This window comes from Crassaminicella profunda (assembly GCF_019884785.1).
GTDB lineage: Bacteria > Bacillota > Clostridia > Peptostreptococcales > Thermotaleaceae > Crassaminicella > Crassaminicella profunda.
In genome coordinates this window covers 1,956,753-1,981,246 of sequence record NZ_CP082326.1, presented here as the reverse complement: position 1 = coordinate 1,981,246, position 24,494 = coordinate 1,956,753, and the positions used below count along the sequence as shown (strand labels likewise).

General features: G+C 31.7%; 26 protein-coding genes and 1 other annotated feature. All 26 genes read left to right on the top strand.

The window, feature by feature from the left end; genetic code table 11:
- Positions 1–15: 15 nt before the first annotated feature.
- A complete protein-coding gene (gene fabK / locus K7H06_RS09345; protein WP_223039600.1) occupies positions 16–957 on the top strand; it encodes an enoyl-[acyl-carrier-protein] reductase FabK in 942 nt (313 codons plus the stop codon).
- 12 nt (positions 958–969) lie between these two features.
- Positions 970–1,911: an ACP S-malonyltransferase gene (gene fabD / locus K7H06_RS09340; RefSeq protein WP_223039599.1), complete on the top strand. Its 942-nt coding sequence runs from the start codon at positions 970–972 to the stop codon at positions 1,909–1,911.
- 22 nt (positions 1,912–1,933) lie between these two features.
- Complete coding sequence (fabG, locus tag K7H06_RS09335) at positions 1,934–2,677, top strand: 3-oxoacyl-[acyl-carrier-protein] reductase (RefSeq protein ID WP_223039598.1); 744 nt, start codon at positions 1,934–1,936, stop codon at positions 2,675–2,677.
- A gap of 27 nt (positions 2,678–2,704) precedes the next feature.
- Positions 2,705–2,932 carry an acyl carrier protein gene (acpP, locus tag K7H06_RS09330; RefSeq protein WP_223039597.1) on the top strand — a complete coding sequence of 76 codons (228 nt, stop codon included), beginning with the start codon at positions 2,705–2,707 and terminating at the stop codon, positions 2,930–2,932.
- An 18-nt stretch (positions 2,933–2,950) separates the two neighbouring features.
- Positions 2,951–4,189, top strand: a complete 1,239-nt coding sequence (gene fabF / locus K7H06_RS09325; RefSeq protein ID WP_223039596.1) for a beta-ketoacyl-ACP synthase II — start codon at positions 2,951–2,953, stop codon at positions 4,187–4,189.
- 117 nt (positions 4,190–4,306) lie between these two features.
- Positions 4,307–5,017, top strand: a complete 711-nt coding sequence (gene rnc / locus K7H06_RS09320) for a ribonuclease III (RefSeq protein WP_246637672.1) — start codon at positions 4,307–4,309, stop codon at positions 5,015–5,017.
- A complete protein-coding gene (locus tag K7H06_RS09315) occupies positions 5,018–6,097 on the top strand; it encodes an elongator complex protein 3 (RefSeq protein ID WP_223039595.1) in 1,080 nt (359 codons plus the stop codon). It begins immediately after the preceding gene.
- 265 nt (positions 6,098–6,362) lie between these two features.
- Entirely contained in the window at positions 6,363–9,926 is a 3,564-nt protein-coding gene (gene smc / locus K7H06_RS09310; protein ID WP_223039594.1) for a chromosome segregation protein SMC, read from the top strand.
- Between the two features lie 238 nt (positions 9,927–10,164).
- The gene (gene ftsY, locus K7H06_RS09305) at positions 10,165–11,112 is read left to right on the top strand and encodes a signal recognition particle-docking protein FtsY (RefSeq protein ID WP_343216828.1); all 948 of its coding nucleotides are present in this window, start codon (positions 10,165–10,167) and stop codon (positions 11,110–11,112) included.
- Positions 11,113–11,197: 85 nt separating this feature from the next.
- Positions 11,198–11,566, top strand: a complete 369-nt coding sequence (locus K7H06_RS09300; RefSeq protein WP_223039592.1) for a putative DNA-binding protein — start codon at positions 11,198–11,200, stop codon at positions 11,564–11,566.
- Between the two features lie 19 nt (positions 11,567–11,585).
- Positions 11,586–12,932: a signal recognition particle protein gene (ffh, locus tag K7H06_RS09295; RefSeq protein WP_223039591.1), complete on the top strand. Its 1,347-nt coding sequence runs from the start codon at positions 11,586–11,588 to the stop codon at positions 12,930–12,932.
- A gap of 32 nt (positions 12,933–12,964) precedes the next feature.
- Complete coding sequence (gene rpsP / locus K7H06_RS09290; RefSeq protein ID WP_223039590.1) at positions 12,965–13,234, top strand: 30S ribosomal protein S16; 270 nt, start codon at positions 12,965–12,967, stop codon at positions 13,232–13,234.
- A gap of 25 nt (positions 13,235–13,259) precedes the next feature.
- Entirely contained in the window at positions 13,260–13,490 is a 231-nt protein-coding gene (locus K7H06_RS09285) for a KH domain-containing protein (protein ID WP_223039589.1), read from the top strand.
- A gap of 79 nt (positions 13,491–13,569) precedes the next feature.
- Positions 13,570–14,082 carry a ribosome maturation factor RimM gene (gene rimM / locus K7H06_RS09280; RefSeq protein ID WP_223039588.1) on the top strand — a complete coding sequence of 171 codons (513 nt, stop codon included), beginning with the start codon at positions 13,570–13,572 and terminating at the stop codon, positions 14,080–14,082.
- Positions 14,079–14,813 carry a tRNA (guanosine(37)-N1)-methyltransferase TrmD gene (gene trmD, locus K7H06_RS09275; RefSeq protein WP_223039587.1) on the top strand — a complete coding sequence of 245 codons (735 nt, stop codon included), beginning with the start codon at positions 14,079–14,081 and terminating at the stop codon, positions 14,811–14,813. The genes rimM and trmD overlap by 4 nt, the downstream gene beginning before the upstream one ends.
- A 117-nt stretch (positions 14,814–14,930) precedes the next feature.
- Entirely contained in the window at positions 14,931–15,242 is a 312-nt protein-coding gene (gene rplU / locus K7H06_RS09270; protein WP_223039586.1) for a 50S ribosomal protein L21, read from the top strand.
- A gap of 13 nt (positions 15,243–15,255) precedes the next feature.
- Positions 15,256–15,588: a ribosomal-processing cysteine protease Prp gene (locus tag K7H06_RS09265; protein WP_223039585.1), complete on the top strand. Its 333-nt coding sequence runs from the start codon at positions 15,256–15,258 to the stop codon at positions 15,586–15,588.
- A 3-nt stretch (positions 15,589–15,591) separates the two neighbouring features.
- Positions 15,592–15,891 (top strand): 50S ribosomal protein L27, encoded by a 300-nt coding sequence (gene rpmA, locus K7H06_RS09260; RefSeq protein WP_223039584.1) that lies wholly within the window; start codon positions 15,592–15,594, stop codon positions 15,889–15,891.
- A 104-nt stretch (positions 15,892–15,995) separates the two neighbouring features.
- Positions 15,996–17,273, top strand: a complete 1,278-nt coding sequence (gene obgE, locus K7H06_RS09255) for a GTPase ObgE (protein ID WP_223039583.1) — start codon at positions 15,996–15,998, stop codon at positions 17,271–17,273.
- 19 nt (positions 17,274–17,292) lie between these two features.
- Positions 17,293–17,601 carry a ribosome assembly RNA-binding protein YhbY gene (gene yhbY, locus K7H06_RS09250; RefSeq protein WP_223039582.1) on the top strand — a complete coding sequence of 103 codons (309 nt, stop codon included), beginning with the start codon at positions 17,293–17,295 and terminating at the stop codon, positions 17,599–17,601.
- A 153-nt stretch (positions 17,602–17,754) separates the two neighbouring features.
- Positions 17,755–18,414 carry a nicotinate-nucleotide adenylyltransferase gene (gene nadD, locus K7H06_RS09245; RefSeq protein ID WP_246637671.1) on the top strand — a complete coding sequence of 220 codons (660 nt, stop codon included), beginning with the start codon at positions 17,755–17,757 and terminating at the stop codon, positions 18,412–18,414.
- Between the two features lie 3 nt (positions 18,415–18,417).
- Positions 18,418–19,002, top strand: a complete 585-nt coding sequence (gene yqeK, locus K7H06_RS09240; protein WP_223039581.1) for a bis(5'-nucleosyl)-tetraphosphatase (symmetrical) YqeK — start codon at positions 18,418–18,420, stop codon at positions 19,000–19,002.
- Positions 19,003–19,006: 4 nt separating this feature from the next.
- A complete protein-coding gene (locus K7H06_RS09235) occupies positions 19,007–20,239 on the top strand; it encodes an LCP family protein (RefSeq protein ID WP_223039580.1) in 1,233 nt (410 codons plus the stop codon).
- 91 nt (positions 20,240–20,330) lie between these two features.
- Entirely contained in the window at positions 20,331–21,332 is a 1,002-nt protein-coding gene (locus tag K7H06_RS09230) for a calcium/sodium antiporter (RefSeq protein WP_223039579.1), read from the top strand.
- Between the two features lie 18 nt (positions 21,333–21,350).
- Positions 21,351–21,704, top strand: a complete 354-nt coding sequence (gene rsfS, locus K7H06_RS09225; protein ID WP_223039578.1) for a ribosome silencing factor — start codon at positions 21,351–21,353, stop codon at positions 21,702–21,704.
- 50 nt (positions 21,705–21,754) lie between these two features.
- Positions 21,755–21,936, top strand: a binding site (T-box leader).
- Positions 21,937–22,016: 80 nt separating this feature from the next.
- Positions 22,017–24,482 carry a leucine--tRNA ligase gene (leuS, locus tag K7H06_RS09220; RefSeq protein ID WP_223039577.1) on the top strand — a complete coding sequence of 822 codons (2,466 nt, stop codon included), beginning with the start codon at positions 22,017–22,019 and terminating at the stop codon, positions 24,480–24,482.
- Positions 24,483–24,494 lie beyond the last annotated feature (12 nt).

Sequence of the window (24,494 nt, the reverse complement as noted above, 5' to 3'; positions counted from 1 at the left end):
AGGGGTGTTTATAGGATGAACTCGAAATTATGTAAAATTTTAAATATAAAATATCCAATCATACAAGGTGCTATGGCATGGATCTCTACAGCTGAGCTTGCTGCTGCTGTTTCTAATGCAGGAGGACTTGGGATTATTGCAGGAGGAAATGCTCCTGCTGAAATCATAAAAAAAGAAATAGATAAAATAAAACAGTTAACGGATAAGCCTTATGCTATTAATGTAATGCTTTTATCTCCATATGTAGATGAGATTATGGATTTAGTTATTTCAGAAAAGGTACCTGTGATTACTACAGGTGCTGGAAATCCAGGGAAATATATGAAAGATCTAAAAGAAGCAAATACAAAAGTAATACCAGTAGTTCCTTCAGTAGCTCTTGCCAAAAGAGTGGAGAAGGCTGGAGCAGATGCAGTAATTGTTGAAGGGACAGAAGCAGGAGGACATATAGGAGAGTTAACAACAATGGCACTGGTTCCCCAAGTGGTAGATGCTGTAAATATTCCGGTTATTGCTGCTGGAGGTATTGCTGATGGAAGAGGAATGATGGCAGCCTTTTGTCTTGGAGCAGAAGGGGTTCAAGTTGGAACGCGTTTTGTATGTTCAGAGGAATGTACTGTTCATGAAAAATATAAAGAAAAAATTTTAAAGGCTAAAGATAGAGATACAGTTGTAACAGGAAGAAATACAGGTCATCCTGTAAGGATTATAAAAAATAAATTAGCTAAGGAATTTGAGCATTTAGAAAGAAAAGGAGCTTCTATAGAAGAGATTGAAACTTTAGGGGCAGGAAAACTAAGAATAGCTGCAATTGATGGTGATATAGAAAATGGTTCTATTATGTCTGGTCAAATTGCTGGACTTGTAAAAGATATTAAGAGTTGTAAAGAAATTATTGAAGAAATGACAGATCAGATGACAAAAACTTATGAATCAATAAGTCGTATTTGTAAATAAGGAGTGAAGAAAATGTCAAAGATAGCTTTTGTTTTTCCAGGTCAGGGAGCTCAATATGTAGGTATGGGAAAAGAGTTTGTAGAAAATTTTCAAATAGCCAATGAAATCTTTGAACAAGCCAGTGAAGCCCTAGGCTATGATATGAAGAAAATGTGCTTTGAAGGACCAGAGGAAGACCTAAAGAAAACAGAAAATACACAGCCTGCCATCCTTACAACATGTATAGCCATAGCAAAAGTTCTTGAAGAAAAGGGGATAAACCCTTATATGAGTGCAGGACTTAGTTTAGGAGAATATGCATCTCTTGTAATGGCTGATGTAATGGATTTTAAAGATGCTGTTTTATTAGTAAAAAAGAGAGGGAAATATATGCAAGAAGCTGTTCCACTAGGTGTTGGAACAATGGCAGCTATTTTAGGAATGGAAAGAGAAACATTAGAAAAAGCATTAGAAAAAGCAAAAGAATTTGGAATCGTAGAGGCAGCTAATTTTAATAGTCCAGGACAAATTGTTATATCAGGAGAAGTAAAAGCTATTGAAAAGGCATGTGAATTTGCAAAAGAGATGGGAGCGAAAAAGGCTGTAGTGCTTCCGGTAAGTGCACCTTTCCATTGTTCTATGTTAGTACCTGCAGGTGAAAAACTTTTACTTGAACTTGAAAATGTTAAAATAAATGATTTAACAATGCCAGTTTTAGCAAATGTGAATGCTGATTATTATAAGGAAAAATCAGATGTGAAAGATTTACTTGTAAAACAAGTGAGTAATTCTGTTTTATGGGAAGATAGTGTTGTAAAAATGCTAGATGATGGTGTAGATACGTTTATAGAAATTGGACCTGGAAAATCTTTAAGTAGTTTTATTAAAAAGATTAATAGAAAATTAAAAAAAGAAATTTCTATATATAATGTAGAGAATATGGATACATTAGAAAAACTATTATCTAATTTTTAAGAAAAGTGGGAGGTTTAAGAGAATGAATTTAACAGGAAAAACGGCTATTGTAACAGGTGGGTCAAGAGGAATTGGTAAAGCCATTGCTTTAAAATTAGCAAATTTAGGAGCAAATATTGTTGTAAATTACACAAGCAATGTAGCAAAAGCTGAAGAAGTTGTAAAACAAATTAAAGAGATGGGAAAAGATGCTATTGCTTTAAAAGCAGATGTCTCTAATAGTGAAGAAGTTCAAAATTTTATAAAACAAGTTGAGGAAAAATTTGAAACTATTGATATATTAATAAACAATGCTGGTATTACAAGAGATACATTACTTATGAAAATGAAAGAAGAAGATTGGGATCAGGTAATTGCTATTAATCTTAAAGGTACATATAATTGCACAAAGGCAGTTACAAGAAAAATGATGAAACAAAGAAGTGGAAAAATCGTAAATTTAGCATCTGTTGTAGGGGTAACGGGTAATGCAGGTCAAGCTAATTATGCAGCATCAAAAGCAGGTGTTATTGGTTTTACAAAGTCTATTGCAAAAGAATTAGGCGCAAGAGGAATTAATGTAAATGCTGTGGCGCCAGGATTTATTGAAACAGATATGACAGATGTTTTATCTGATAAAGTAAAAGAAGAGATTATGAAGCAAATTCCAATGAAAAAATTAGGAAAAGCTGAAGATGTTGCAAATGTTGTAGCATTCTTATGTTCAAATGAAGCAAGTTATGTTACAGGACAGGTAATGAATATTGATGGCGGAATGGCTATGTAATAAAGGTTGAGAGGAGGTGAGCGTAAGATGTTTGAAAAAATTGTTGAGATTATCGCGGATCAATTAGGCTTGGATGATACTGATCATATTAAGGCAGAAACTTCTTTGATGGGTGATTTAGAGGCAGATTCTTTAGATGCAGTTGAAATTATGATGGCTCTAGAGGATGAGTTTGATATAGAAATTCCTGATGAGGATGCTGAAAAATTTAAAAATATAGGCGATATTGTAAAATATATTGAAGAGAATAAGTAATTGGGGGAGGTTATTTACTTGAAAAGAAGAGTTGTTGTTACAGGAATAGGAGCGGTTACTCCCATAGGAATTGGAAAAGAAAATTTCTTGAATGCATTAAGAACAGGAAAATGCGGAATTGATAAAATTACTAAATTTGATACAACAGATTTTACTGCTCAGATAGCTGGGGAAGTAAAAGATTTTGAACCAACAAACTATATAGATAAAAAAGAAGCGAAAAGAATGGATCCATATACACAGTTTGCTGTTGCTGCTTCTAAAATGGCAGTAGAAGATTCTAAATTAGATCTAGAAAACATCAATCAAAATAGATTTGGTGTTGTACTTGGATCAGGAATTGGTGGAATTCAGACTTTAGAAGAACAATATAAAAAGCTTTTAGATAAAGGACCTAGAAGAGTTAGTCCATTCTTTATTCCTATGATGATCACGAATATTGCTGCAGGTCAAATATCAATAAGATTTGGTGCAAAAGGACCAAATACAACTACTGTAACTGCTTGTGCATCTTCAACAAATGCTATTGGTGATGCTTTTAAAATCATCCAAAGAAATGATGCTGATATTATGATCACAGGTGGAACAGAAGCGTCCATTACTCCTTTAGCAGTAGCAGGATTTTGTACAATGAAGGCATTATCTACAAGAAATGATGATCCTAAAACAGCTAGTAGACCTTTTGATAAAGATAGAGATGGATTTGTTATGGGTGAAGGATCTGGTATGATTATTTTAGAAGAATTAGAACATGCATTAGCTCGTGGTGCACATATCTACGGAGAAATGGTAGGCTATGGAATGAGTGCAGATGCATATCATATTACAGCTCCTGCTCCAGAAGGTGAAGGTGGAGCTCGCGCTATGCAAAATGCTATTGATGATGCGGGGATTCAATCTGAAGATATTGATTATATTAATGCTCATGGTACATCAACACCATTAAATGATAAAAACGAAACTATGGCAATTAAAACAGTATTTGGTGAACATGCATATAAATTATCAGTAAGTTCAACAAAATCAATGACAGGACACCTTCTTGGAGGTGCAGGCGGTGTAGAAGCTATAGCTTGTCTGTTAGCTTTAACAGAGGATTTTATCCCCCCAACCATTAATTACACTACACCTGATCCAGAATGTGACTTAGATTATACGCCAAATGAGGGAAGAAAAAGAGAAGTAAGATATGCTTTATCTAACTCATTAGGTTTTGGTGGACATAATGCAACAATCATATTGAAAAAATATGAATAAACACATGGGAAGTCTATATAGACTTCCCATTATCATTCTATAGCTTTTAAAATAGGGAAAAAAAGTGTACAATAAATAATGATATAATACTGTTTTTAAATATGGAGGAGGACATATATGCTTAGCAAAAATATGGACAGGAAAAAAGTATTAAAAGAACTTACAGAAAAATTAGGCTATACCTTTAAAAATGTTGATTTATTAAATGAAGCATTAACACACAGTTCCTATGCAAATGAGAATAAAAAGAGGAATATAAAGTATAATGAGCGATTAGAATTTTTGGGAGACTCAGTACTTAGTATTGTCATCAGTGATTATTTGTATAATCATCTAGAAACCTTACAGGAGGGAGAACTTACAAAGATAAGAGCAAGTATTGTTTGTGAAGGTTCTCTTGCAAATTGTTCTAGCATTATGAATACAGGTAAATACCTTCTTTTGGGAAAAGGAGAAGAAGTAACGGGAGGAAGAGAGAGAGTATCCATATTAGCAGATACCTTTGAAGCAATTATTGGTGCAATTTACCTAGATGGAGGACTTTCTAAAGTAAAAATATTTATATTAAATAGCTTAAAAGAAACCATTGAAGATGCTATAGAAGGTAAAATTTTTAAAGATTATAAAACTTATTTACAAGAAATTGTTCAAAGTGTGAATTCTGATAAAATTAATTATGAAGTAGTAAATGAAACTGGACCTGATCATAACAAAGTTTTTTATGTTCATGTAAAAATAGGTGATAAAGTTGTAGGAGAAGGATCAGGAAAAAGCAAAAAAGAAGCAGAGCAAAATGCAGCAAAAGAAGCATTAAAGAGGGTGAATTAATTGGCAAAAACACATTATATTATTCCTGTTTTTGTTCCGCATAAAGGATGTCCTTTCGATTGCGTTTTTTGTAATCAGAAAAAAATTACGGGTCTTACAAAGGATATTACAGCTCAAGAGGTGGATCTTCAGATTGAAGAATATCTAGAAACCATAGAAAATATTGATGAAAAACATGTAGAAATTGCTTTTTTTGGGGGCAGTTTTACAGGAATTGAAAAAGAAAAACAAGAAGAACTTTTGAAAATTGCTTTTAAGTGGAAGAAAGCAGGAATGATTCAAGATATTCGATTATCTACAAGACCTGATTATATAGATGAATCTATTATGAAATTTTTATTAGGGTATGGTGTATCTATTATAGAACTAGGGGTTCAATCAATGGATGATGAAGTTCTTGAAAAAAGTGGAAGAGGGCATACGTCTAAAGATGTAGTAAGTGCAGTGAAAATAATAAAGCAGTTTCCTGTTAAGATTGGTCTTCAAATGATGATCGGTTTACCAGGGGATACAATGCAAAAATCAAATCGTACAGCTGAAAAAATTATTGATTTATTACCGAACTTTGTAAGAATTTATCCTACATTAGTAGTAAAAGATACATATTTAGAGAAAATGTACTTACAAGGGAAATACGAATCTTTATCCGTAGAAGAAGCCATCGCTATTTCTAAAAATTTACTATTAAAATTTTTAAAAGCAGAAATACTTGTAATAAGAGTAGGACTGCAGCCTACTGAAAATATTTTATTAGGAAGAGAAGTAATTGCAGGTCCATTTCATCCATCCTTTCGACAACTAGTTGAATCAGAAATATTTAAGGAAATGCTTGATTATTTATTTTTGAAACAAGATATAGAAAATAGTTTATTGATTGAAATACAAGTAAATGATCGATATGTTTCTAGTTTAGTTGGACACAAAAAGGAAAATACAAATTTTATTAAAAATAAATATGGAATCAAAAAAATAAAAGTTATTAGAAATAATGACTTAAATGATACTTGTATAAAGATTATTAAATCATGTGGAAAAAGTTTTGAGTTTGATATGAAAAAATATGCGAATAATGCAATTTAAAATTTATCTAAATAAGAGATAGGTTTTAAATTGCATTGTGAATGGAGCTATAGATTTCTCAATTATAGATTCAATTCATGATGATCCGTCTCGACTTTGTGAAGACACTGTTTTTATTATGAAATATAAAGGATAAAACAGTATCTGGGGGGCGCTCGAAGAATGTATCATAAATGAATGTTTTGATTGAGAAATCTATATGTAAAAGGGATAGTATATATGGTAAAATATTTAGAAGTGACGAATAAAGAAGAGGTGTGATAGTTTGTACCTGAAAAAAGTTGATATACATGGATTTAAATCTTTTGCAGATAAGATTGGAATAGAGTTTGAAAAAGGGGTTACAGGAATTGTAGGTCCTAATGGAAGTGGCAAAAGTAATATTTCAGATGCAATAAGATGGGTTTTAGGAGAACAAAGTGCTAAAACTTTAAGAGGAAGCAGAATGGATGATGTCATATTTGCTGGAACTACAGAGAGGAAACCAGTTGGTATGGCAGAAGTATCATTGACCCTTGACAATGAATCCAATAAGTTACCTGTGGATTATTCAGAGGTTACCGTAACAAGAAGAGTTTATCGTTCAGGAGAAAGTGAATATTATCTTAACAAATCATTATGTAGATTAAAAGATATAAGAGAAATATTTATGGATACAGGTGTAGGGGTTGATGGATATTCTATTATTGGACAAGGCAGAATAGATGAGATTTTGAATAATAAGTCAGGAAATAGACGACTTTTATTTGAAGAAGCTGCTGGAATTGTTAAATATAGAAGTAGAAAAGAAGAGTCTGAAAAAAAGCTAGAAAATACAAATCAAAACTTAACAAGAGTAGATGATATTATCAGGGAACTTAAGTTAAGAATAGAGCCATTAAAGGCACAAAGTGAAAAAGCAAAAGCTTTTTTAGAAGTACAGGGAGAGTTGAAGGACTTAGAAATCAATCTTTTTATTCATGAGTTAGAAACCTTAAAGTATGATATAGAAGCATTGAAAGAACAACAAAATATTATACGAAATCAATTAAATCATTACTCTGAAGATAAAAAGGAAATTGAGGGAGAATATGAAGAAACAAAAAAAAATATGGAAGAAATAGATGCATCCATTCAGCAATTACAAAATAATATATTTGAAACCATGCATTTAATGGAGAAAAAAGAAGGAGAATTAGGACTTTGCAATGAGAAAGTATTAAATATTACAGAAAATACTAAAAGGTTGAACAATGAAATTAAAGAAATAGATGAAAATAAAAATAATCTCCTTATTCAATTAGATGAAATGAAAGATCATCTTAAAAATGAAAGTGAGTTTTTAGAGGATACAAAAAATCACTTACAAAATAAATTAAATGATTTCAATCAGGTAAGAAATATATTAGAAAAAAAAGAAGAAGATATGGAAAAGTCTAAAGAAACTGTGATTGAGATATTAAATTCAGCTGCTACAATAAAAAGTGAGATGCACAGTTTGATTACATTTCAAAATAATATTATAAAACGCCAAAGACAAATTGAAGAAGAGAAAAAAAATCTAGAAACCCATACAGAATCACTCAAAAAAGAAGAAGAGACTGTGCAGGAGCAATTGAAAAAAATTAAGAATGAATTTGAAAATCTTAATGAAGAAAGAAACTTCGTAGATCTAGAGATTGAAAAATCAAATAAGCTGATGAAAGAAAATAAAGTGCAAGAGGAACAATTCAGACAAAGAATTCAAGAAAAACAAACGAGAAAGAAATTACTAGAGGAAATGGAAAAGGAATATGAAGGGTTTCACAAGAGTGTGAAAAATACCCTTATTCATGCGAAAAAAAATCCTCATTTAGGTAAAGGCATCTATGGTGTAGTAGCAGAGCTTATTGACGTTCCAAAAGGCTTTGAGGTTGCTGTTGAAGTTGCATTAGGGAGTGCTATGCAAAATATTGTTTGTGAAAGGACGGACGATGCTAATAGGGTGATTCATTACTTAAAGAAAAACAAACTAGGAAGAGTAACTTTTCTACCGATGGATCGATTTAAGAAAAAGATTCTTCATAGAGAGAACATTGAACAGGTAAAAGGTTTTCTAGGATTTGCTATAGATATGATTGGCTTTTCTGATGATTATGAAAATGTAGTAAACTATTTATTAGGGAAAGTTCTATTTGTTGATAAGATAGAAAATGGAATTGTCCTTTCTAAAAGGATAGGAAATAAATATAAAATTGTATCGTTAGATGGCGATATAATAAACCCTAGTGGAGCTATAACTGGTGGAAGTTATCGTTCAAAAACATTAAATATTTTAAGTAGAAAAAGAGAAATAGAAGAATTAGGTAGTAGTATTAAAGATTTGACTGTAGAATATGAAGAAAAAGTAAAGTTTACTCATGAAAGTGAAAATAAATTAGTAGATCTTAAACAAAAGCTAAATGAACAAGATCATTTATTAAAAGAAAAAGAAATTGCTTTTATTAATACTGAAAATAAAAAAAATCAGTTAGAAAAGGAAATTAAAAATTATCAAGAAAGTATATGTCGCATTGTTTCAGAAATAGAACAATTAGATATGGATCAATTAGAGACAGATAAAGATATTAAAATAAAGCAAGTTGAAATTGAAAAGCTTGAAAGCAAAGAGAAAGAGATTCAAGATAAAGTATTAAATAGTAAAAGTTCTTATGAAGAGGAAAGAACACAAAAAGAAAAATTAAGTAGTGAAGTAACAAATGTAAAGATAAAAATTGCTTCTTTAGAACAAAAAAAGCAGCATGTTGATCAAGACATAAAAATAGCAACATCAAAAATAAAAGAATTAGATGGTTTGAAAAACAATAAACAAACAGAAATTAATCAACTTATAAAAAATAAGGAAAGCTTACTTGAACAATTAAATGGATTAAAAATTGAAATGAAAGATGCAGATGTCTTAAAAAAGCAGTGTGAATTTAATTTAGGGCAAGAAAAATCAAAAAGGAAAGAAGTTTATAAAAATTTTGAAGAAGTAGAAGAAAACTTAAAAAAAATTAATGAAATGGTAGCTGAATTACAAGATAGTTTCCATAAAATTGAAGTGAAACTTACAAGACTTGAAATGCAGCAAGAATCTTATTTTAATAAGTTATGGGAAACCTATGAAATTACGTATGTGGAAGCGTTGACTTATAAAAAGGAAAATATAAATTTACCTGAATCATCCAAACGCATTAAGGTTTTAAAAAAGAAAATAAGAGATTTAGGAAGTGTAAATTTAAACGCTATTGACGAGTATGAAGAAGTAATGGAAAGATATGAATTTTTAACTGTACAAAAGGAAGACTTGACAGCTGCTATTGATTCTCTTAAAAAAGTAATTAAAGAGATGGAAAATACAATGAGAACCCAATTTGCAGAAAGCTTTGAAAAGATTAGAGAAAACTTTGATGAAGTATTTAAAAAATTATTTGGTGGTGGAAAAGCACAACTGAAGTTGGATGATGAAGGCGATATACTTTCGTCTAAAATAGAAATTATTGCACAGCCTCCAGGGAAAAAATTACAGAACTTATCCTTACTTTCTGGAGGGGAAAGGGCATTAACAGCCATAGCACTCTTGTTTGCTATTTTAAAAGTAAAGCCTACACCATTTTGTATTTTAGATGAAATAGAGGCGGCTTTAGATGATGCCAATGTCTATAGATATGCAGATTTCTTGAAAGAATTTTCAAAAGAAACACAGTTTATCGTAGTAACCCATAGAAAGGGAACGATGGAATCTGTAGATGCTTTGTATGGTGTAACCATGCAAGAACACGGTGTTTCGAAATTAGTATCTGTAAAACTTACTGAAAAGGTTAGCTAAATTGGAGGGAATGAATATGTTTAAAAAATTTATATCTAAATTTAAAAAAGGCAATGATGAAAGTGTAAAAAAACAAGAGGAAAATATTCAAACAAATGAAAATGTAATAGAAGAACCTGCTCAAGAGACAAATTCTATTGAAAATGAAATGAAAATAGAAGAAGAAAAACATGATATATCAGAAAAAGTAGCACAAGAGCAAGTAAAAGAGGATCAACAAGAAGAGGGATTAGAAAAAATAGAAGAAGAGAAGGTAGAAACTAAACTAAGCTTTTTTGCAAAATTGAAGAAAGGGCTTACAAAAACAAGAGAAGGCATAGCTGGAAAAGTAGATGAGGTATTAAAATCATATAAAAAAGTAGATGAGGAATTATTTGAAGAACTTGAGGAAATACTTATTACATCTGATGCAGGGGTCCATACGACCATGGAGATTATTGATAAATTAAGAAGTTTGGCAAAAGAAAGAAAAATTATAGAGGCACAAGATTTAAAAGAATTATTAAAAGAAATATTAGGAGAGCTATTAGAGATGGATAAGTCTCATGCTTTGAAGGTAGAACCATCTCCAGCAATTGTCTTAATGGTAGGGGTAAATGGAGTAGGGAAGACTACTTCTATAGGAAAGATTGCCCATCAGTTTAAATCAGAGGGAAAAAAAGTATTATTAGCAGCAGGAGATACATTTAGAGCTGCAGCCATTGATCAATTAGAAATTTGGGCAAATAGAGTAGGTGTAGATGTGATTAAGCATCAAGAAGGAGCTGATCCTGCAGCAGTCATATATGATGCTATTCAATCTGCAAAAGCTAGGAAAATAGATGTGCTTATTTGTGATACAGCAGGAAGACTTCATAATAAAAAGAATTTGATGAATGAATTAGGAAAAGTTGCAAAAATTGTAGATCGAGAATATCCAGAAGCTTCTAAAGAAGTTCTATTAGTGTTAGATGCTACAACTGGACAAAATGCCATTCAACAAGCTAAGATTTTTAAAGAAGTGACAGATATAACAGGTGTGGTATTGACAAAATTAGATGGAACCGCTAAAGGTGGCGTTGTTCTTGGTATTAGTTCAGAACTTGATATTCCTGTAAAGTTGATTGGTGTTGGAGAAGGAATGGATGATTTACAAAAATTTGTGCCTCAGGATTTTGTTGATGCATTATTTGGAGAAGAAAATTAAAAAAAATGTTGACAGGGTATCAAATGTACGTTAAAATACATCTGTAAAGCAAAAAACCTTTACACTTTTGTTAGGAAGTGTTATAATGTTTGAGAAGATAGTCCAAATGAGTCTTTTATATGATTTTTATGGACAATTACTTACAAAAAAGCAACAACAAGTATTAGAATTATATTACAATGATGATTTGTCTTTAGGGGAAATATCAGAACAGCTAGGGGTTAGTAGACAAGCTGTATATGATACTATAAAACGATCAGAAAAGTTGTTGTTTGAATATGAAGAAAAGTTAAGGTTAGTTCATAAATTTATAACAACTAAAAAACAAATAGAAAAGATATTAAATATTGTTGAAGATATAGAAAGTAATAAGGATTTAATTAAAGATATGGATCATTTGCTAGAAGAGTTAGAAAAGATAAAAAGAATTTCTTATGATTTATTAGAAAAATAGCCCCTTAGGAGGTGGCAAAGTGGTTTTCGAAGGATTAGCTGATAAGCTTCAAGGTGCTTTGAAGAAATTAAAAAGTAAGGGAAAACTTACTGAAAAAGATGTAAAAGAAGCTATGAGAGAAGTAAAGCTTGCATTGCTTGAAGCAGATGTTAACTTTAAAGTAGTAAAAGATTTTATCAACAAAGTAAAAGAGAGATCTGTTGGCGTAGAAGTTATGGAAAGTTTAACGCCTGGTCAGCAAGTTATTAAAATTGTTAATGAAGAATTAACAGCTTTAATGGGAACAACTCAGACCAAATTAACTTTTTCTTCTAAACCTCCTACTGTTTATATGTTAGCAGGATTGCAGGGGGCTGGTAAGACTACTACAAGTGGTAAATTAGGTGGGAATTTAAAGAAGATGGGTAAAAGACCTTTGCTCGTTGCTGGAGATATTTACCGACCTGCAGCCATTAAGCAGTTGCAAGTTGTAGGAAGCCAATTGGATATTCCAGTCTTTTCCATGGGGGATAAAGTAAGTCCTGTGAATATTGCAAAAGCAGGTATAGAACATGCAAAAGAGCATGGCAATGATGTAGTTATTATTGATACAGCTGGTAGACTCCACATTGATGAAAACTTAATGGAAGAGTTGCAAAATATTAAAAAAGAAGTAAATCCTCAAGAAATATTATTAGTAGTAGATGCAATGACAGGACAAGATGCTGTTAATGTTGCACAAAATTTTAATGAAAAATTAGGGATTGATGGTGTTGTACTAACGAAGTTAGATGGAGATACAAGAGGTGGAGCAGCCCTTTCTGTACGTGCTGTAACCCAAAAACCTATCAAATTCGTTGGTATGGGTGAAAAGTTGACAGATTTAGAACCTTTTTATCCAGATAGAATGGCTTCTAGAATACTTGGAATGGGCGACGTTTTAAGTTTAATAGAAAAGGCTCAAGTTAATTTTGATGCGAAAAAAGCAAAAGAATTAGAAAAAAGAATAAGAAGTCAGGAATTTTCTTTTGAAGACTTTTTAGACCAATTACAGCAAATGAAAAGTATGGGTCCTATGAGTCAACTTCTTGAGATGATTCCAGGTATGAATAACAAACAATTGAAAAACATGGAAATAGATGATAAAGAATTGGTTCATATAGAAGCAATGATTCAATCTATGACAAAAGAGGAAAGAAGAAATCCTTCTATTATTAATGGTAGTAGAAGAAAAAGAATTGCTAAAGGTAGTGGAATGCCTGTTAGTAAGGTGAATAGTTTATTGAAGCAATTTGCGCAAACAAAGAAGATGATGAAGCAATTTTCTGATATGGAAAAAGGAATGAAAAAGGGTGGAAAAATGAAACTTCCATTCTTTGGAAGATAAATAGAAATTCAATTTTAAAGGAGGTGAATAAAATGTCAGTAAAAATTAGATTAAAAAGAATGGGAGCTAAAAAGAAGCCTTTCTATAGACTTGTAGTTGCAGATTCTCGTTCACCTAGAGATGGTAGATTTATCGAAGAATTAGGATATTACAATCCTGTTGTTGAGCCAGTTGAGGTGAAGATTGATGATGAGAAAGCTGTAAAATGGCTAAACAATGGTGCTCAGCCAACTGATACTGTAAGAGATTTATTTAAGAAATATGGTGTTATAGAAAAGTTTGAGCAGTCAAAGAAAGCTTAGTTTATGCTTTCGGGGGGTGTAAAAAATGGGTGAATTAGTAAAAACAATAGCTAAAGCTTTAGTGGATAACCCAGATGAAGTTTTTGTTACTGAAATTGAGGGAAGACAATCACTGATTGTAGAACTAAAAGTTGCCCCAGACGATATGGGTAAAGTCATTGGCAAGCAAGGTAGAATAGCAAAAGCTATAAGAACCGTTGCGAAGGCTGCTGCAACAAAAGAAAATAAAAGAGTAGTTGTAGAGATTATTCAATAGTTTATAAAAGGATTAGGGATACCTAATCCTTTTATAATACATAATAATATAAGAACCTTTCATAAGGGGAGGTGTTAATATGCCAACATTACTAAAGGTAGGACAAATTGTAAATGTACAAGGAATTCGTGGGGAAGTAAGAGTGTATCCTTTAACGGATTATAAAGAAAGATTTGAAGAATTAGAATGGGTCTATATGGATTATAATAGAGAAGAAAAAATTTATATAGAAAAAGTTAGATATAAAAATAATTTAGTATTATTAAAATTAAAGGGAATTGATGATAGAAATGTGGCTGAAAGGCTAAAAAATAAATATCTTACGATAGATAGGGAAAATGCTCGTACTCTTCCAGAAGATACGTACTTAATCGTTGATTTAATTGGATTAAAAGTTTTTACAGATGAAGAAAAATTTATTGGAACGGTTAAAAACGTTATTCAAAATGCAGGACAAGACCTGTATGAAATAGAGGATGCTACAAACCCTAAAAAGACTATATTGATTCCAGCAGTGGGAGCGTTTATAAAGGAAGTTAGTATAGAAAAAGGGCATATTATTGTAATGCCCATTGAAGGACTGATAGAATGAAAATAGATATTCTAACTCTTTTTCCTAATATGTTTGAAATTCCTTTAGGTGAAAGTATTATAGGTAGAGCTAGGGATAAGGGAATTCTTCATATCAATGTAACAAATATTCGAGATTATAGTGAAAGCAAGCATAAAAAAGTTGATGACTATCCATATGGTGGGGGAGCTGGAATGGTGATGCAGTCTCAGCCTATACATAGTGCATTAGAAGGAATAGATGCTAAGGATTGTAGAGTTATTTATATGTCTCCTAAAGGAAAGACATTTAATCAAGAAATGGCAAAAGAGCTTGCAAAAGAGGAACGATTGATTTTTCTATGTGGGCATTATGAAGGTATTGATCAAAGAGTGATAGACTATTGGGTTACAGATGAAATTTCTATTGGAGATTATGTACTTACTGGAGGAGAATTACCTGCTATGGTAGTAGTAGATGCAGTTTCAAGGCTTATTCCAGGGGTATTAGGTCAAGAAGAATCATTTATGGACGAATCTTTTTATAATGGACTACTAGAGTATCCACAGTATACTCGTCCAAGTGAGTATAAAGATATGAAAGTACCAGATATTTTATTATCAGGAAATCATAAAAAAATTGAAGAGTGGAGAAAATTACAAGCTCTAAAGATTACAAAGAAAAACAGACCCGATATGTTTAAAAAATATATCAATGGAAAAGACTTAAGTAAAGAAGAAAAAAAGATCATTAAAAAATTATTAGAAGAATAAAAGGTTGACTTTTAAAGTTTAGTATGATAATATATGTATCTGTAAGTAGCCGCACAAATCGGGTTGAAAACTTAGGTTACCTAGGATTTGGCGAGTTTGGTTAGAGGAGGTGTAATTATGTACGCAATTATTGAAACAGGTGGAAAGCAATATAGAGTTCAAGAAGGAGATACTTTATTCGTTGAAAAATTAGAAGCGAATGAAGGAGAAGCTGTTGAATTTGATAAAGTATTAGCTGTATCAAAAGAAGGTAGCCTTTCTGTAGGAACACCAGTAGTAGATGGCGCAAAAGTTTCTGCCACTGTAGTAGAAAATGGTAAAGCTAAAAAAGTGATTGTATTTAAATACAAAGCTAAAAAAGACTACAGAAAGAAACAAGGACATCGTCAACCTTATACAAAGATTAAAGTTGAAAAAATCAATGCGTAAGGTCGTTAGATAAATGATAAAAATTCATATTTATCGAGATGAGTTTAAGAATATAATATCATACTCAGTAAAAGGACATGCAAATGCAGCTGAATATGGTGAAGATATTGTTTGCGCCAGTATGAGTGTACTTGCACAGACAACACTACTTGCTTTGAATGAACTACTGCATATTGATGTTATATATGAAATGGAAGATGGATGGCTTTATTGTGAATTACCCAAAGATCTTTCATTGTCCATAAGAGAAAAAGCAAATTTAATCCTGGATACGATGATTATAGGAATCAAAGGAAGCCAAGGAATGTATAATGAGTTTATAGAGTTTCATGATGAGGAGGTGTAACTAATGTTATTCAATATAAACCTTCAGTTATTCGCTAGTAAAAAAGGAGTAGGTAGCTCCAAGAACGGTAGAGATAGTGAAGCGAAAAGATTAGGGGTAAAACGTGCAGACGGACAACTTGTTAGCTGTGGAAGTATTCTTGTACGTCAAAGAGGAACAAAAATCCATGCTGGTAACAATGTAGGAAGAGGCGGAGATGATACTCTTTTTGCTAAAGTTGATGGAGTTGTGAAGTTTGAAAGAAAAGGAAAAGACAAAAAACAAGTTAGTGTATATCCAAGAGAAGCAGTTGCAGCAGAATAATTAAGAACCCATGCTCTAAAGCATGGGTTTTATATTACATAAATAAATATAAATTTGGAAACAATAAAATAATTAAGAATGAATAAATCCATAAGGGTGATAATATGTTCGTAGATAAAGCTAAAATATTTGTAAAAGCTGGAAAAGGTGGAGATGGATGTGTCTCCTTCCGTAGAGAAAAATATGTTCCTGCTGGAGGTCCAGATGGAGGAGATGGGGGAAAAGGTGGAAGCATCATCTTCGAAGTGGACGAAGGATTAAGAACGTTAATGGACTTTCGTTATAAGAAAAAATATGCTGCTGAAAATGGAGAAAATGGAAGAGCTAAAAAGCAGTTTGGAAAAGATGGAAAGGATTTAATCTTAAAAGTTCCACCAGGAACTATTGTGAGAGATGAGAAAACAAACCTTGTTATTGCTGATTTGACTACCCATGGGCAAAGGGAGATTATTGCAAAGGGTGGTAAAGGTGGAAAAGGAAATACTCATTTTACTACATCTACAAGACAAGCACCAAATTTTGCTGAAGGTGGAAATGCTGCTGAAGAAAGATGGGCTATATTAGAATTGAAATTATTAGCGGATGTAGGACTTGTAGGGTTTCCTAATGTTGGAAAATCTACTATATTAGCTACCGTTACCAGTGCAAGGCCTAAAATTGCCAATTATCACTTTACAACCATAAAACCTAATCTTGGTGTGGTTGAAATAGATAAAAAGAGTTTTGTATTGGCAGATATCCCAGGTCTTATTGAAGGGGCTCACGTGGGAGTTGGTTTAGGATTAGAATTTTTAAGACATGTAGAGCGTACAAAGCTATTAGTACATGTTGTTGATGTTTCAGGAGTTGAGGGAAGAGATCCAATAGACGATTTTGAGAAAATTAATCATGAATTGAGAAAATATACAGAAAAGCTTTCAAAGAAACCTCAACTTGTTGTGGCAAATAAGATGGATCTCGTTCAATCAGAAGAAGTTTTTAAAAGTTTTGAATCAGAAATGAAGGAAAGAGGATATGATGTATTTCCTGTCTCAGCAGCTACTGGTAAAGGCTTAAAAGAATTATTACGTTATATAGTTAAAAGATTAGATGAAATAGAAGAGGAGCCTTTAGTAGAAGAGGAAGAGACGTATAAGTATTATACGGTAGAAGACAATAAGGATGATGATATTATTGTCAGAAGAGAAAATGAATATTATATATTAGAAGGAAAACGCATTGAGAAATTATTTTACTCAACCAATTTTGAAGACATGGATTCTTTGAGATATTTTCAAAACTTTCTTATTAAGAGAGGGGTTGTTGATAAATTAAAGGAATTGGGAATTGAAGATGGAGATACAGTAAAAATATTTGATTTTGAGTTTGAATTCTATCATTAGAATAGAAGGTGGGTTTTTGATGAAAACAATAGAGACATTAACAGGAAAACAAAGAAGCTATCTAAAGGGTTTAGCCAATGGCGTAAAACCAATAGCTCAAATTGGGAAAAGTGGGATTACAGAAAATTTTATCAAACAGATAGATGATGCTCTTGAAGCAAGGGAATTAATAAAGGTGAATGTTCTTGAAAATAGTCTTCTTGATACAAAAGAGACAGCAAATGAAGTAGCTAAACAAACAAGAGCATATTTTATTCAAGCTATAGGAAATAAGTTTGTGATTTACAGACCATCTAATAAAAATCCTGAAATCCAAATACCTAGATAAAAAAATCGAGTGTATACTCGATTTTTTTATCTAGTGTCATAAGGGCGGAAAAAATTCTTTGTTTGTTATTGTCAAAATTTGATAATCATATATAATAGAGTTACGAAAGTTTTACCCAAAAACATAAGATAAGATATTTTGGAGGAGTATGCTATGTCAAATAGTAGTTTTTTAGATATAATGAATAAACCAAATAAAGAGCATACAAGGATAGGGATTATGGGAGGTACTTTTGACCCAATACATTATGGACACCTTGTTATTGCAGAGCAAATACGATGTGAGTACAACCTTGAAAAAGTAGTTTTTATACCTGCAGGAACCCCCCCTCATAAATCAAATTTACGTGTAACAGATAGCAAACATAGATATTTTATGACCCTTTTAGCAACAATTACGAATCCTTATTTTGAAGTATCCAAAATTGAGTTAGAGAGTGAAGAAATTTCATATACGATCCGAACAATAGAAAAGCTAAAAAAATTATATAGTGAAGATACAGATCTTTACTTTATTACAGGTGCAGATGCAATCTGTGAATTAGATACATGGAAAAGTGTAAAAAAACTTACACAGTTGTGTCAATTTATTGCTGCTACTAGACCTGGACTTGAAAGTTGCCAGGTGGATGAAAAAATTGAGGAATTAGAAGAAAAATATGATGCAGCTATTGGAAAAATTGATTTACCAGCTTTAGCTATATCTTCAACAGATATAAGAAATAGAATTAGAGAAGAACAATCTATAAAATATTTGTTGCCTGAGCCTGTAGAATATTATATATATAAAAACAACCTGTACAAAGAGGTGTAAAAATTGTTACAAATAAATGAAATAAAAAAAATTTTAAAGAGTAAATTAAAAGAGAAAAGATATTTACATTCTTTAGGGGTACAAAAGACAGCTGAAAATTTAGCTAAAATACATAATGGACCCGTTACTGAAGCAAGTATAGCTGGGCTAGTGCATGATTGTGCAAAAAATTTAAGTAATGAAGAATTGTTGAATTATGCCAAGCAGTTTGGTATACTAATTGATGGTGTTACTAAATTTCAACCTGGGTTATTGCATGGAGCTGTTGGTGCTGAAGTTGCTAAAAGAGAATTTTTTATTGAAGATGATGAAATTCTTAATGCTATTCATTTTCATACAACAGGAAAAGAAAACATGACACTCCTTGAAAAAATTATATATTTAGCAGATTATATTGAGCCGAATAGAAATTTTAATGGGGTAGAAATTCTAAGGGAAGTAGCTTTATCAGATTTAGATAAAGCTATTTTAATGGCTTTTAATAACACTATAAAATATGTAGTTATAAAAGGAGAATTGTTGCACCCAACCACTATTTTAGCCAGAAATTATCTCCTATTACAAAGAGATGGATTGCGTCAGGAGTGAGAACATGAAAAAATTCTTTAAAGTACTAGTTATTGCATTTATTTGTTTTGCTGTAGTTATGTGCACAGGTACTTATATTTTTACAAGTAGTGTGAATGTTAAAGGACAAGGTTATAATGGACAAGGAGTAGTTAGTGAAGATGGACCACCTAAAAAAGAAGAGAGAGTAAATGTTTTAGTCGTTGGTGTAGACGCAAAAGATGTTGAAAGTGCTAAACGTGCTAGGACAGATACCATGATGCTCGCAACTTTTGATCCAAATACAAAAAATGTTGATATTATCTCTATTCCTAGAGATACAAGAGTGGTTATAAGAGGCCGTAGAAATAAAGAAAAAATTAATCATGCTCATGCATATGGCGGGATGGATCTTTCTATGAAGGCCGTAAAGGATTTATTAGGTATTCCTGTACATTATTATGTAGAAATCAACTATGCAGCTGTAGGAAAAGTTGTAGATGATGTAGGTGGGGTAGAGATTGATGTACCAATGAATATGAAGTATTATGATCCAAAAGCTGATCCGCCTCTAAAAATTAATCTAAAAAAAGGAAAACAAGTATTAGATAGCAATAAAGCCATGCAGTTTTTAAGATTCAGAAAGGGATATATAAACCAAGATTTGGGTAGAATTAATGCCCAACATGCTTTTTTAAAGGCATTAGCGGATAAACTATTATCGCCCAAAATAATTACAAAACTCCCTAAGCTAATAAGAACTTTTAATACTTATGTAGATACAAATATGTCTATTGGTGAAATGAGTTCTTATGCATTACAGGCTAAAGGTACAAAAATAGAAGATATTCATATGGTTACTATTCCAGGAGAACCTAAAAAAATCAATGGACTATGGTATTATATTCCTGATATGAATAAGACAAAACCAATGATAGATCAGATTTTTAGTGGGAATGCTACTCAAGTAAAAAATACAAATGAGTATGCAAAGGATCCACAGGAAAAAATTACTGTAGAAGTTTTAAATGGATCAAATATTAATGGCATTGCTACAAAAACAGCCAATACCCTTAAAGAAAAGGGATATGAAATTGTAAATATAAGCAATGTAGCCGGAATAAAATATGGACAAACTCATATATATAATAGAAATAACAAAGATACGGATGCAAAAAATATTGCAAAATTACTAGATGTTAAAGAAATAGAAAAGGATATAGATACTAGTACAAAGGCTGATATAACCATTATTATTGGCAACAATATGAAAAAATAGCTGCAGAGATTCTGTAGCTATTTTTTTTTGTAATATCCTTAAAAAAAATTGTATATATAGTAATGATACAGTATAAAATGAGGAGGATATTATGGAAAATGTACTAGTTTTTTTCATGTTTTTTGTAGGATTGCTTATAATAATTAAAGGAGGAGATTTATTTGTAGATGCTGCTGTTTGGATTGCTATAGCTACAGGAATTCCTAAGATTCTAGTAGGTGCAACCCTTGTAAGCTTAGCAACTACGCTACCCGAGCTTTTTGTATCAACTATTGCAATTATAAAGGGACATCCTGAAATGGCTATAGGAAATGCTATAGGCTCCACTATATGCAATATAGGTCTTGTATTAGGAATTTGTGCTTGCATTTCACCTATTCGTGTGAGAAGAAAATTTTTTAGCATTAAAGGTTTTATGATGATGTTGTCATTAATATGCTTTTATGTTTTTGCTTATGATCAAACAGTGATGAAAGTCGAAGGATTTGTATTGATATTATTCTTGATAATCTATATAATTATAAATGTTGTTGAATTTAATCAAGCTGGATCGTCAAATGGTTTTAGAAGTTCGTATAAGACGAAAAGACTGCATATATTTGTGAATATTTTAAAATTTGTTATAGGTGCCTGTGGTATTGTTATAGGAGCAAGATTGTTAGTGGATAATGGTGTGCAAATTGCAGAAATTCTTCATATACCAGAGCAAATTGTAAGTTTGACGTTAATTGCACTGGGTACTTCACTACCTGAATTAGTTACTGCGGTGACTGCTACAATAAAAGGACATGAAGGAATCTCTGTAGGGAATATTATTGGGGCAAATATATTAAATATAACAATGGTTTTAGGGGTATCCTCTATAATTCCAAAGAATGGATTAACGATCTCTACTAGAAATATTGAACTATTCCATAAAATATTAACAGACGTACCACAAACTTTAGTTTTAGATATGCCTATGTCTTTCCTTTTGATGAGTTTATTAGTTTTGTGTGGTACTTTTCGAAGGAAAATCGATAGGAAACATGGTTTTTTAATTTTTGTACTGTATGCAGCGTATATTGGCGTATTAGCAGCAATTTCTTTTTAATATAGTAGGAGGTTATATATGGTTGAAACATCAAGAAAAATTGCTTTTGACATTGTAAAAAGCATAGATGATAAAAAAGGACAAGATATTGAAATTTTAGACATTAAGGAAATTTCTAGTTTTGCAGATTATTTTGTAATAGCCCATGGAACATCAACTCGACAGGTAAAAGCCATTGCTGATGAAGTTGAAGATCAAATGAAAGAACGCGGGATAATATTAGATCACAAAGAAGGTTATGCTAATGGTAGATGGATTTTATTAGATTTTATTAACGTAGTGGTGCATCTTTTTATTGAAGAAGAACGAAATTTTTATCATATAGAAAGAGTATGGAAAGATGCAGTACATGTAAATGTTGACAATCTATAAAAAAGCAATTATAATGATTATAAAATTCTAAGAAGTATTATAAAAAATGAATACAATTATAGAGGAGTAGTAAATAGTTGACCTTTTTTAGAGAGTCGATGGAGGGTGTGAATCGATAAAGCAAACTGTTGAACTTGCCTCAGGAAACAATAGGTTGGTTACCTTTAAGAACCAATAAGTGGACAATTAATGTCAATTAGGGTGGTACCGCGGGGAATTCCTCGTCCCTACAAGGGGATGAGAATTTTTCAAGGTGCTTTTTTTATTGTAAAGAATCATTTTTAAAAATTAAATATATAGGAGGATAAATATATGCCAAAATATGATTTTAGTGTAATTGAAAAGAAGTGGCAAGATTACTGGGAAAAAAATAAAATGTTTGAAACTGTTGAAAATGAGAAAGAAAAATATTATGTATTAGAGATGTTTCCATATCCATCAGGAAAACTTCATATGGGACATGTAAGAAATTATTCTATTGGAGATGTTGTGGCAAGATTTAAGAAGATGAAAGGATTTAATGTACTTCATCCAATGGGATGGGATTCTTTTGGACTACCTGCTGAGAATGCAGCTATTAAGCATGGTATTCATCCTAACAAATGGACTTGGGAAAACATCGAAGAAATGAGAGATCAATTAAAGGAGTTAGGGATTAGTTACGATTGGGATCGAGAAGTTGCTACTTGTCATCCAAATTATTATAAATGGACACAATGGATTTTTGTACAATGTTATAAAAAAGGACTCGTTTATAAGAAAAAATACCCTGTTAACTGGTGTCCTTCTTGTGAAACAGTACTTGCTAATGAACAGGTTGTTGGTGGAAAGTGTGAACGATGTGATAGTGTTGTAGGAAAAAAGGATTTAGAGCAATGGTATTTTAAAATTACAGATTATGCGGACACCTTATTAAAAGATATAGAAGATCTTAAAGGTTGGCCAGAAAAAGTAAAAATTATGCAAAAAAACTGGATAGGAAAAAGTGTAGGGGCAGAAGTTGAATTTAAAATAGATGATTCTGATAAAACATTAAATGTATTTACAACTAGACCAGATACTATTTATGGTGTTACATATATGGTACTTGCTCCAGAACATCCATATGTAAAAGAGCTTACAAAGGGAACGAAGCAGGAAGAGAGTGTAAAGACTTTTGTAGAAAAGCTTCAATACCTTTCTGAAGTAGAAAGAACAGCAACAAATGTAGAAAAAGAAGGTATGTTTGTAGGCAAATATGCTATCAATCCTTTAACAGGAAAGAAAATTCCTATCTATATTGCAAACTATGTTCTAATGGATTATGGTACAGGAGCGATTATGGCTGTTCCTGCTCATGATGAAAGAGACTTTGAGTTTGCTAAAAAATATGATATTGAAATTGTTCCTGTAATTAAACCAAAAGATGATAGTATAGATGTTAATCATTTAGAGAAAGCTTATACCAATGAAGGGATTATGCTTAATTCAGGATCATTTGATGGCATAGATAGCAAAGAGGCTTTAGTACAAATGTCTGATTATCTTGAAAAAGAAGGTCTTGGTAAAAAAACAATAAACTTTAGACTAAGAGATTGGTTAATCTCAAGACAAAGATATTGGGGAACACCAATACCAATTGTTCATTGTGAAGATTGTGGATCTGTTCCAGTTGATGAGAAAGACTTACCAGTTATGTTACCAACGGATGTAGTTTTTTCTGGAAAAGGTGAATCTCCTTTAACTACAAGTAAGGAATTTATGCATACAAAATGTCCAAAATGCGGTAAGCTTGCTAAAAGAGAAACAGATACAATGGACACATTTGTAGACTCTTCATGGTACTTTTTAAGATATGCAGATCCTTTAAATAGTGAAGAGGTATTTGGATATGAAAGGGCGAAATATTGGATGGATGTAGACCAATATATTGGTGGGGTAGAACATGCAATTCTACATCTTCTTTATGCTAGATTCTTTACAAAGGTATTACATGATTTAGGATATTCTCCTGTTTCAGAACCTTTTAAAAACCTTCTTACTCAAGGAATGGTTCTAAAAGACGGAGCGAAAATGTCTAAATCAAAAGGAAATGTTGTAAGTCCTAAAGAAATCATAGAAAAATATGGAGCAGATACAGCAAGACTATTTATTCTTTTTGCAGCACCTCCTGAGAGAGATCTTGAATGGAGCGATACAGGTGTGGAAGGATGCTTTAGATTCTTAAATAGAGTATGGAGAGTAGTAGATGAACTAAAAGATTCTATCAGTGATGTAAAAGAGAATAATGTATATACTAAAGAAGATAAACAGCTTAGATATATGATTCATACAACGATTAAAAGAGTCACAGAAGACGTTGAAGGCAGATTTAATTTCAATACAGCTATTAGTGCCATTATGGAACTTGTAAATGAAATTTATAAATATAAAGAACTAGGAGAAAAATGTAATAGAGGGCTATTAAAAGAAGCATTAGAAACATTAATTATTCTTTTAGCACCTTTTGCACCTCATGTAACAGAAGAATTATGGCATAGTATAGGATATGATACAAGTGTTCATGCTCATGAGTGGCCAAGGTATGAAAAAGATGCAATTGTAAAAGATGAAGTTCAAATTGTAATCCAAATCAACGGAAAAGTAAAAGAAAAAATAGAAGTTTTAGCTACATTAACAAAAGAAGAGCTAGAAAAAGAAGCTTTATCTAATGAAAAAATCGCATCCTTTATAGACGGAAAACAAATCATTAAGGTAATCGTAGTACCTAAAAAATTAGTAAACATCGTTGCTAAATAATGTAAGGGAGGA